4 protein-coding genes and 1 pseudogene are annotated in these 3,717 nt (G+C 72.3%); 2 read left to right on the top strand and 3 right to left on the bottom strand.

All coding sequences use genetic code 11. The annotated features are described in order from the left end of the window. A pseudogene (locus tag ACK5KK_RS15945) lies at nucleotides 1-364 on the top strand (hypothetical protein); the annotation flags it as partial. 9 nt (nucleotides 365-373) lie between these two features. Here the strand turns inward: ACK5KK_RS15945 and ald are convergent. Both ald and ACK5KK_RS15935 read right to left on the bottom strand, forming a co-directional pair. Then, the gene (ald, locus tag ACK5KK_RS15940; protein WP_416891065.1) at nucleotides 374-1,489 is read right to left on the bottom strand and encodes an alanine dehydrogenase; all 1,116 of its coding nucleotides are present in this window, start codon (nucleotides 1,487-1,489) and stop codon (nucleotides 374-376) included. Nucleotides 1,490-1,516: 27 nt separating this feature from the next. After that, a complete protein-coding gene (locus ACK5KK_RS15935) occupies nucleotides 1,517-2,506 on the bottom strand; it encodes an asparaginase (RefSeq protein WP_416891064.1) in 990 nt (329 codons plus the stop codon). 53 nt (nucleotides 2,507-2,559) lie between these two features. Here ACK5KK_RS15935 and ACK5KK_RS15930 point away from each other — a divergent pair, with 53 nt between their 5' ends. Next, nucleotides 2,560-3,030 (top strand): OsmC family protein, encoded by a 471-nt coding sequence (locus tag ACK5KK_RS15930; RefSeq protein WP_416891063.1) that lies wholly within the window; start codon nucleotides 2,560-2,562, stop codon nucleotides 3,028-3,030. A gap of 4 nt (nucleotides 3,031-3,034) precedes the next feature. On the opposite strand, the gene ACK5KK_RS15925 is transcribed toward ACK5KK_RS15930, so the two are convergent. Next, on the bottom strand, nucleotides 3,035-3,717 hold a 683-nt coding region (locus ACK5KK_RS15925), incomplete at its 5' end, for a lysophospholipid acyltransferase family protein (RefSeq protein WP_416891062.1).

Below are 3,717 nucleotides of genomic sequence, written 5' to 3'. Positions count from 1 at the left end.
GCCGGCCGCGCCCCCGCCGCCTTGGCGCCCCGGCCCGGACGCGGTCGCCCTCGTCGCGCCCGCGGGCCGTCGGGGCTCCGCGCTCGCCGAGTGGCTGGGGGCCGTCCCGCTGGAAGGCGCCGACCAGCTCTCCACGGGGACGGTGGTGGGGGGGAGCCCGGAGGAGTGGCTGGCGCACTGGCCACTGCTCACGGCGGCCCGTGCCGACGCCGACCTCGTCGTCGACACCGCGGTGGCCGGCGAGTACCGGGCCGTCACGGCGCGACGCGAACTCCCGCCGTACGCGATGCCCGGGTCGGGCCGGGGCTGGCTGGTGCGCGCCGGCGAACCGGCACGGCGGATCCTCCTGGGGGACCGGCTGTGACGGTGGGGCTCACGCCAACGCGTCGGCCGGTGCGTGCGCCGGCAGGTCGTGCGCCGCCGCGACGCCCGCATTGGTGACCGTGCCCGCGACGGTGTTCAGCCCCGCGGCCAGACCGGCGTCGGCGCGCAGCGCGGCGTGCCACCCGCGCTCCGCGATCTGCCGGATGTACGGCAGCGTCGCGTTGGTGAGCGCCGAGGTGGAGGTGTTGGGGACGGCGCCGGGCATGTTGGCGACGCAATAGAACACGCTGTCGTGCACGCGGAAGGTGGGGTCGGCGTGCGTGGTCGGGCGGGTGTCCTCGAAGCATCCGCCCTGGTCCACCGCGATATCCACGAGCACAGATCCGCCGCGCATCCGCGCGACCTGCTCGTTGCTGACCAGCTTGGGAGCCCGCGCGCCCGGCACGAGAACGGCACCGATCACCAGGTCGCTGCCGGTCACGGCGCGGTCCAGGTCCAGGGGGTGCGCTGCGGCGGTCTTGACACGGCCGCGGAACTGGTCGTCGAGCCAGCGCAACCGGGAGACGTTCGTGTCGAACACGGTGACGTCGGCACCCATGCCCGCCGCGATGCCGGCCGCGTGCGAACCGGCGACACCTCCGCCGATGACGCTGACCGTCGCGGGCCGGGTTCCCGGGACACCGGACATCAGCAGGCCGAGCCCTCCGGCGGAGCGCATCAGCGTGTGCGCGCCCACGAGGGGTGCCAACCGTCCCGCGACCTCGCTCATCGGCGCCAGCAGGGGCAGCCCGCCCGCCGGTGAGGTGACCGTCTCGTAGGCGATCGCCGTCACCCGGTCGGCCAGCAGCCGGTTCGTGAGGGCGGCGTCGGCGGCGAGGTGGAGGTAGGTGAACAGGACCAATCCGTCGCGGAAGTGCGGATACTCGCTCGCGACGGGTTCTTTCACCTTCAGCACCAGGTCGGCCCGCGACCAGACGTCACCGGCTTCCGGGACCATCGTGGCACCGGCCTGGCGGTACTCATCGTCACCGATTGTCGATCCCGCTCCGGCCCCCGACTGCACGACCACGTCGTGCCCGGCACGGGCGAGGTCGTGGACGCCGGCGGGCGTCAGCGCGACACGAAACTCGTTGTTCTTCACCTCGGTGGGTACGCCGATCCTCATCGCACGTCCTTTCAATCTGGGGGGGTGTCACACAGTCGGGCGGATCGCGCCGACATCCTGTCCGCCACCGGAGACCGACAGCGGAAGCCGGGGCAGCATCTGCGCCACGTCCGTGGCGCGCAGCGCACCCGCGCGCACCAGGAGGGTGAGGGCGACCACGGTGCTGGCCCGCCCGCCGCCGTCGAGCATCTTCAGCGCGACGGTCGTGCCGTCCGGGGCGGTCATCACGAGGACCCCCTCGGCGCCGCTCTTGGCGAACACGCCGAGCGTCTCGATCGCGGTCGTGTCGGGACGGCCCGGACCGTCGACCGCCCACGGGTGCTCGCGCACCGCGCGCACCAGGCTCCCCGCCGCGCGGTGCATGGCGAACGGGGAATGTTCCGACGACGTGCCGATGCGGTGGATGGCGCGCGCCAGCGCGCCGAGGCTGAGGGCGTACACCGGTGCACCGCATCCGTCGACTGCGGTCATGGTCGCCCGGGCGCCGGTGAGTCGTTCCATCACTTCACGGATGTGTTCCTGGAGCGGGTGCCCGGGATCGAGGTAGCTCGTCGGGTCCCAGCCGTTGACCCGGCACGTCAGGAGCATCGCGGCGTGCTTCCCGGAACAGTTCATCCGGATCCGCTCCGGCTGCCCGAGCTCGCGCACCAGTTCGTCCCGCGTGGCGGTGTCGCCCGGCCAGGCCGGTGGGCACTGGAGCATCGATTCCTCCGCCTCCGCCTGCGCGAGGATGCTGCGGACGACCGTGACGTGCCGGTCGGTGCCGCTATGGCTGGCGGTCGCCAGTGCCAAGCGCTCACCGGTGAGGTCCGCACCCGCCGTGAGGCACGCGAGTGCCTGCACGGGTTTCAGGCACGACCGCGGGAGCACCGGCGCCGATACGTCGCCCAGAGTGCGCAGCGGCTCCCCGGCGGGATCGAGCACGATCGCGCTGCCGCAGTGGCGGGATTCGACGAACCCGCTGCGTTCCACGACGGCCAGCTCAACGGCGTCGGGAACCGAGAACGTGTGGGCCACGGTGTCAGCCTAGCCGCGCCCGACCGGCGACGAAGGCGTGCGAAACTGGCCGCATGATCGGAGAGCACCGTTACGCCGTACAGTCCGTCTGGACCGGCGACCGCGGCGCTGGCACGAGCGGATATCGCGACTACGATCGCTCGGTGCGGCTGACGGTGGCCGGGAAGCCCGCGCTGGAGGCGTCGGCGGATCGACCGTTCCGGGGGGATGAGGCCAAATGGAACCCTGAGGACATGCTTCTGGCCGCGTTGTCGGAGTGTCACCTGCTCTCGTACCTGCACGCGTGCGTCACCGCGGGGGTCGTGGTGACCTCCTACCGCGACGACGCCCGGGGCACCATGGTGCTCGACGGGCGCGGCGGCGGCTCCTTCACGGAGGTCGTCCTGCATCCGACGGTGACGGTCGCCGCGGCCGAGATGGTCCCCGCCGCGATCGCGGCCCATACGCAGGCGCACGAGTGGTGCTTCATCGCCTCGTCGGTGGCAGTCCCGGTGCGACATGAGCCGGTGGTGACCGCCGGATGACGCCTCAGCGACGCTCGTGCGGCAGCACCTGCTTGAGGCGCTCGACCGGGTTCTGCGCCGGCGCCTCGTTGTAGCTGTCGGCGCGCTCCTGCTCGGAGAGCGCATGGATTGCGTTCATGATCTCGTCGGTCGCGGCCCGCCGCGCGCGTCCGGACGACGCCGGACCGTGGTGCGAGAGGTCGAGCGGCTCGCCGTATCGGATGGTCATGCGCGGCGACAGACGAGGCCACTTCGCGCCCACCGGCATCGCCTCGTTCGTGCCCTTGAGTCCCACCGGCACGACCCTCGCGCCGGTCTCCAGCGCGAGGAAGGCCACTCCGGTACGCCCCTTGTACAGTCGCCCGTCGAGCGAGCGGGTCCCTTCCGGGTACAGCGCGATCGCGCGACCGGACGACAGGATGCGCCGCTGCTGCTCCAGGGCCTCCAGCGCCGCCTGCCCGGCGCCGCGCTCCACCGGGGTCGCGCCGATCGCCGTGAAGAACTGACGGCTCACCCACCCGCGGAATCCTCGTCCGTCGAAGTAGGTCGACTTGGCGAGGAAGTACACCGGCCGCGGTGCGAAGGTCGGGATGACGAACGAGTCGATGAAGGACAGGTGGTTGGAGGCGAGGATCACCGGTCCGTCACGCGGAATGTTGCGCCGGCCCTCGATGTGGGGACGGTACGCGAGACGGGCGGCGAGGGCGA

This window comes from Microbacterium sp. (assembly GCF_047972865.1).
Classification (GTDB): Bacteria; Actinomycetota; Actinomycetes; order Actinomycetales; family Microbacteriaceae; genus Microbacterium.
This window is presented reverse-complemented; position numbering and strand designations above follow the sequence as displayed.

Excerpts from the sequence above, each read along its gene's own strand:
- ACK5KK_RS15930 (WP_416891063.1), top strand. The coding sequence starts at position 2,560 with ATGATCGGAGAGCACCGTTACGCCGTACAGTCCGTCTGGACCGGCGAC.
- ald (WP_416891065.1), bottom strand. The coding sequence starts at position 1,489 with ATGAGGATCGGCGTACCCACCGAGGTGAAGAACAACGAGTTTCGTGTC.